Raw genomic sequence first — 6258 nt, 5'->3', positions numbered from 1 at the left:
GTCAATTCACAACGTTAATTTTTTAAGATTCAGCATACTTTAAGATTAGGATTGGTTAATCTTTGCACCTCAAGGTGGGTCAGTATTAACCATTAATCCCGGGTCAGTTTTAAGTATAAATCAACAAGTATATCAGTTCATTTACATCTATATTATACTACATAATCTAATATTGATTATTATAAGTATTTTAAGATTAAACTTAGTGGCTCTACGGTCCGTTTATTGCTTTATTTGTTTCAAGGATATATATTTAAAGTAGAAAGAGGGGAAAACTATGGATTGTTCAAAAGTTGGTTATTTGATATCAACGTTAAGAAAAGAAAAATGCATGACACAAAAAGAAATCGCAGATAAAATGAACATCAGCGACAAAACTATTTCCAAGTGGGAACGAGGTCTGGGATGTCCGGATGTTTCTTTGCTTGCTGAATTGTCTAAGATTCTTGGTGTTAACATAGAAAAAATATTATCAGGAGATTTAGAAGAAAATGATAAAGATGGAGGAAATATGAAAAGAACTAAATTTTATGTGTGCAAAAATTGCGGAAATGTAATTACTTCAACAAGTGAAGCCGACTTATCCTGTTGCGGCAGAAAGCTCGATTATTTGATTGCCAAACCCGAGGATGAAACTCACAAAATTTCTGTAACAGACATGGGAGGCGAGTACTTTATAAATGTAGATCATCCGATGCACAAGAATCACTTTATTTCTTTCGTCGCTTTTGTAGGGTATGATAAAGCTTTGATAGCAAAGCTTTATCCTGAACAAAATGCTGAATTGCATATACCAAAAATCCAACGTGGAAAACTGTATGCATATTGCAGTGAGCACGGTCTTTGGTCAAAGGAACTCCGCTAACTGAAAAGCAATGGGAAAACAAATGTTACAAAAGCTGCCCATATACCATAAACCGGCAAAAATTTGGTTACGGCAGCTTGTATCTTTTCCTGCTCTATTTTATTTCGAACGTAATTAGCATAAGCCTTTACTATCAATAACAAATTTGACCATATAAGTATATTGATCCCTAAAACAGCAATTCTATTTGGTGTTATACCATATGATGTCAATCGAAAGATTATTGCAGCTAGTGCAACACTGTCTATCAAAAGTGCTGTAACGATAAGAGCAATATTGATAATATCAAAAGTTTTTTTATTACCGGTACCAACTTCGGTAATTGAAAAAATAATGATCGCCAAAACTATTAATAGTATGATATTAAATGTCATGAGAAAATTACGGTCAATAAAAGGATTTGCACCAACCCAAATAACCACCATCAGGTAAGCACATAAAGTAACCAGCACAAGTGGGCTGAATATTCTTGCAATGTAAGGCGCAATATTCCTTGCAATTTTCATGTCATTAAAAACTAAATGAATTCCAACTACTGCTAATGCTGATATTCCGAACAACACAACATTTTTAAAATAAAATTCATAAATATCCATATCTAAAATACTGAATAGCTGCATTGTAACGACTGTTAATATCATCCCACTTATAGCCATGATTGCATAGATTATCACAAATTCTCCATTCAATTTAAGGTACGAAATTCTTTTTGTTATTGACTTGTAACCGTCTCCGGTAAAAGCCAATCCTAATAATACCCATAAAAATACAGGCATGTGGAGATAAGCAAGTATTGTCGTATCATCATTATTTATAGGCAACACATTAATGTAGACCAAAGATATTAAAAATGATGCTGCTAAAATATACACCAATTTCTTGTTCGGCAGATTATTATATAAAAAATATACCGCGATAAATGGTAAAATTCCAAACAAAAGGGATACTGGTGAAATTGTGTGCTGTTCAACAAAGTTAAATATTATTCTTGTTGAAAATCCTGCTAATAATGACAATATACCTGTAAAAATCAAATCATTTTGGGCAGTGTATATTTTATCTGACTTTGTTTCTGAATCATAGTACAACCTTTGTTTCCAAACCTCGAGTATTTTAGAATCCGGATAAATCTCTATTGTTTCTAAAATCGAATCTTTAAATAATTTTGGTTCTTTCCTATACATCTTTTCCAGTTCATGTGGATCGTTCATATTTTTTATAATCAACTTACAGTAGTCCATGATTATTTCTCCCCCACCCTTGCATCACTCTTATATTCCAAAATATCTCCGGGCTGACAATCTAGTGCCTTACAAATCGATTCTAGTGTAGAAAATCGAATTGCCTTTGCTTTTCCATTTTTCAGTATGGAAAGATTTGCCATTGTGATCCCGACTTTTTCGGTCAATTCCGTAACGCTCATTTTTCTTTTTGCCAACATAACATCTATATTTATTATTATTGCCATATCATCACCTATACTGTTAAATCATTATCTAATTTTATTATAATTGCTTCTTGTAATAGCTTCTGAAGAACGGCAGAAAATACCGCAACTACCAGTGAAGCAAATAATGGAATCATTCCCATGATTATGAGTCCGGGGGCATCGTCTTTATCTGCCAACAAGTAAACAAATGGCATAATAAGCGTATAAATTAGACATATTGAAATAGCACAAGATCTAATATTTTTTAGTGTTCTGACTGAAATATCTGAAAATGCTATATTTTTGTCTATATAATTTAGCAGTTTAAACCCATTAAATAATGCAATATAAAAAGGAATTGAAGTAAAATATAAACCTACTATAATTGGATATATAATACCAGAATATATAGGAATGACGGGATGACTGAATAACCAGGGTATTGCTCCCAATGACAGTAACAAAACAGGAATTCCAATCAGTATTATAGATATCTTTAAAAACAATGTTGTACCAATTTTCATTCAAATCACCTCTTTAAAAATTCTATATTTAAATATTAGCACTAAATTTATCGTTTATCAATATATATTTATTTTTTATCAGCATTTATTTGTTTTTGATCATGTTGGTATTATGTTGCGTAAAAAAATAGAGACCTTGTATATTTCAATAGGCCTCCATTCATTTTTTCCAATGCATCTCATTCAATCATATTCGTTAACGCCAAAATTTTTCGTGCTCCGCCTTGTCTTTTATATTGTATTCAATGATTTGTTTGATGAGCGAATAATCAATATCCATATTCCAGGGAATTCTTATTAGTTGTTTTGTGTGCTCATACCCGGCCGCTTTTATCTCATGTGAAAATCGATCAATTGCCGCTTTCTCAGGTGCAACAGCCAAATGCTCTTTTGAAACACTGAATGCAATGATAAACGTTCCGTGATCCGTAAACATAGGCTGATTCCATCCTATCTTTTTTGATAAATCAGGAAATTTTTTTGACACCCAATCAAGTATTTCACCTGTTCTGTTTCGATGTTCAACATTATCAATACTTTCGATAAATTCTTTGAATGTTTCCAAAGCAATGCCTCCTTATATGCACTTTTAAATCATAACCTTAAAAAATTTATTTTCTTTCACCTGAAAATTTTGCGTATCCCAAATATTCTACCCGATAGTAAATAAGCATCTTTCCGCTGATTTCTCCATTGTCGTTAAAAACTATCTCTATCTCAACCAAATCAAGTTCATTATCCATTACTGAGGCATATAATGTATTCCCCTTATATTTGATATCTGTAAACGTCAAATCAAAAGTATCATCAACAAAACCACCATATGCTCTCAATTTATCATCTGCTAGTTCAATTTGAAATGAATCATTGATTTTTTCTACCATATCAAACATGCTTATTTCCGTAAAATTACCTTTGTATTCTCCGGTTATTCCATCAGGTTGAACCGTAGTGGTTCCTTCTATGTCATCGAAACTACTTTCAATTTTGCTTTGGTCTTTCGAAACCTGATTATTTGAATCGTCTTGATTTGAATCCGTTGGCTTTTCGGATGGCAACTCATCCTCTACGCTATCTTTATCATCAGTTGTTACATCTTCAACATTCTGCTGTTCATCAGCCATTTCATCTGGAATATTTTCTCGATTGCCGTTATCGATAACCGCATTCGAATTATTTTCCTGTTGATTATCCAATTTCGCCAACATTATTTCTTCTTCCTCATATTCAATTTCAAATTTCTCCAAAGTTGAATTTATCAATTCTGGGATATATCCCAAGGCCAAACCTTGCACATAATTCTTTATAACCTCTCCCCCACTTTCACCCATAGCATTTTTAACTAACGCATTGTTAAAAGTGGTTTTGTTGTTGACAGTAATCAACTTGTCTTTTACTTTAGTGCTAAATGAACTTAAATAATTTCCTGTCATTTCGAACGTTTCAGTAAGATAATCTTGACTTTTCCCGATAGCTGAAACTGATTTTTCGTAAATAGAGTCCAATGCTATTTTGCTTTTTGGTGATTTGCCGATAGTACTGACCAATTTTTCTCCGATTTTACTCGTTGTTTGACTTACTAATTCCTTGACTTTTCCAACACTATTCATTGTTTTGCTCATGATCTTTCCTGATAATTCAGCTACCGGTTTCGTCAATCTGCTTCCCAATGATAAAGTTTTCTTAATTCCAGAGTTTATAAACTTGCTTGCAGCATCCGCTCCCGTTGAAGTTGTCAAAGCGACATCGACAGCAGCCTTGATAAAGTCACCGGTTTTAGTCTTGGGGTTTGCCATGGTGATCATGGCTTTAGCCGATCCTGTAAAACATCCAACTGCAAACTTTGATCCTTCCTTTATAGCTTTTGAAGTATTGCTGTCTTCACCTAATATATAATCAGAGACGATCCCAATCCCCCCGTCGACATATTTATCTATTAGCTTAATAGAGTTTTCATAAACTTCTGCACCAGCCTCATTGTTTGCTATTCTTCGCTTTTCCTCTTCCAACACCCTGGCTTTTTCTTTTTTTATAGTTTCATAGTCTACACCCAGGTCAGAAGCATATGAATCAAAGGCAATATTATAAATCCTGTTTCCCGCTTTTTCCAAGACAGTACCGGCAGTTGATAACACTTTCTTTTTGATCCTGGAAAAGAATCCCTCTTTTTTACTGTCTTCTTTAACAGGGGCAATTTTTGTCATTTCTTTAGCTTCTTGATAATACAGTTTTGAATCTATTTTCCCCGAATCTTCAGAAGCATACACTACATTATCTCCAAAATAACTGTTTGAAAATAATTGTTTCTCGGATAAATTTTTATCTTCGTATTTTGCTGCAAGCTCAGAAGATTCCATAAGTTCATATCCTTCAAGTAGTTGGGCACCATAAAATAAGGCCATTTCGGTTTGAAACTCGTTGCTGTTTTTCACAAGTTCCAGCATTTCTTCAGTAATTCCATCTTTTATTGCAAGCTGCTGGATTGCAGGTGATATTTCATCAGAAAATTCGATGATCCCTTGCATCAGAGTCATCATCAAGTATGCGTCTCCCTTTTCCAATTCTTCGAGACCAATCATTATTGCTTCTATCTCTTCGATTGTATTTTGAAAAGTGTAGTTTTGATATTCAAGGTATTCCAGACTTTGCATCATATCGTCAATAATGTACTTTGATCCTTCATCACCAATACCCTTGATTTCGTATTCTTCATCAAGAGATACACCATCATTGATCAATCTTCCCAGCATTTGCATGACTCTATCACCAAGTTCCACACTTTTATAAACCTGCAAATAATCATCCCAGGCACTTAAATATTTATTCGTTTCATCGGAATCAATAAATTCTTTCAATTGAGCAGATAAAATGCTTATTTGAACAATTTCATTTTCATATTCTGAAGATAGGTCTTCATACAAACTTTTATATAAGGGATCGTATGTTGCTGCCATTTCGTACCCTTGAAGCACTTTAAACACGGCATTATCCAACTCAGGAATCAGTGCTATGTCCAAATTTCCTTTGATCCTAAGAGAACGCACCATTAGATCCTCTACCTTTTTAGCATGAAGTTCAAAGTAACTCTGATCTTTAAATAGCCCTTTTATGCTGTCACTTATATAAAAGGGACTTGCAGCCATATAATCACCTAATGTTTCACCACCGATCATTTCTAGATATTCATCCTCTGACAGTTCTGTTAATCTCATTGTTTCGTTATTCAAACTTTCATAATCAGATGATGTGTTTTTGGGAGCACATCCACTAAATGCAAAAATAAATATAAATACAAATACTAAAACTTTAAGTCCTGTTCTCATGACCATCCCCCATTGAATTTGATTTGATCAAATCATTTGATTATTTGATCTTTTACTAAGATTAATCGGCCTTTATTGTTATAGTTTAATTCATTTATACAATCTTTAAAAGATTTT

6 protein-coding genes are annotated in these 6258 nt (G+C 33.3%); 1 reads left to right on the top strand and 5 read right to left on the bottom strand.

Annotation, left to right across the window (positions count from 1 at the left end):
• The first annotated feature begins 277 nt into the window (after nt 1-277).
• Nucleotides 278-865, top strand: a complete 588-nt coding sequence (locus tag IWB18_RS10520; RefSeq protein ID WP_195683586.1) for a helix-turn-helix domain-containing protein — start codon at nt 278-280, stop codon at nt 863-865.
• Here the strand turns inward: IWB18_RS10520 and IWB18_RS10515 are convergent.
• The 5 genes from IWB18_RS10515 to IWB18_RS10495 form a co-directional block, all read right to left on the bottom strand.
• Entirely contained in the window at nt 862-2106 is a 1245-nt protein-coding gene (locus IWB18_RS10515; protein ID WP_195683585.1) for a DUF4153 domain-containing protein, read from the bottom strand. The two genes, IWB18_RS10520 and IWB18_RS10515, sit on opposite strands and share 4 nt — an antisense overlap.
• A 2-nt stretch (nt 2107-2108) precedes the next feature.
• Nucleotides 2109-2333, bottom strand: coding sequence for a helix-turn-helix domain-containing protein (locus IWB18_RS10510; protein ID WP_195683584.1), 225 nt, complete (start codon nt 2331-2333; stop codon nt 2109-2111).
• A gap of 8 nt (nt 2334-2341) precedes the next feature.
• Nucleotides 2342-2818, bottom strand: coding sequence for a DUF2975 domain-containing protein (locus IWB18_RS10505; RefSeq protein WP_195683583.1), 477 nt, complete (start codon nt 2816-2818; stop codon nt 2342-2344).
• A gap of 196 nt (nt 2819-3014) precedes the next feature.
• Nucleotides 3015-3383 (bottom strand): iron chaperone, encoded by a 369-nt coding sequence (locus IWB18_RS10500; RefSeq protein WP_195683582.1) that lies wholly within the window; start codon nt 3381-3383, stop codon nt 3015-3017.
• 46 nt (nt 3384-3429) lie between these two features.
• Nucleotides 3430-6141 (bottom strand): hypothetical protein, encoded by a 2712-nt coding sequence (locus IWB18_RS10495; RefSeq protein WP_195683581.1) that lies wholly within the window; start codon nt 6139-6141, stop codon nt 3430-3432.
• Nucleotides 6142-6258 lie beyond the last annotated feature (117 nt).

Source organism: Alkalibacter mobilis (assembly GCF_015594845.1).
In the GTDB taxonomy this organism is placed as follows: domain Bacteria; phylum Bacillota; class Clostridia; order Eubacteriales; family Alkalibacteraceae; genus Alkalibacter; species Alkalibacter mobilis.
Note: the sequence above shows the minus strand (reverse complement) of the source record. Positions and strands in the feature narration are given on the sequence as shown.

Excerpts from the sequence above, each read along its gene's own strand:
- IWB18_RS10520 (WP_195683586.1), top strand. The coding sequence starts at position 278 with ATGGATTGTTCAAAAGTTGGTTATTTGATATCAACGTTAAGAAAAGAA.
- IWB18_RS10510 (WP_195683584.1), bottom strand. The coding sequence starts at position 2,333 with ATGGCAATAATAATAAATATAGATGTTATGTTGGCAAAAAGAAAAATG.
- IWB18_RS10505 (WP_195683583.1), bottom strand. The coding sequence starts at position 2,818 with ATGAAAATTGGTACAACATTGTTTTTAAAGATATCTATAATACTGATT.
- IWB18_RS10495 (WP_195683581.1), bottom strand. The coding sequence starts at position 6,141 with ATGAGAACAGGACTTAAAGTTTTAGTATTTGTATTTATATTTATTTTT.
- IWB18_RS10515 (WP_195683585.1), bottom strand. The coding sequence starts at position 2,106 with ATGGACTACTGTAAGTTGATTATAAAAAATATGAACGATCCACATGAA.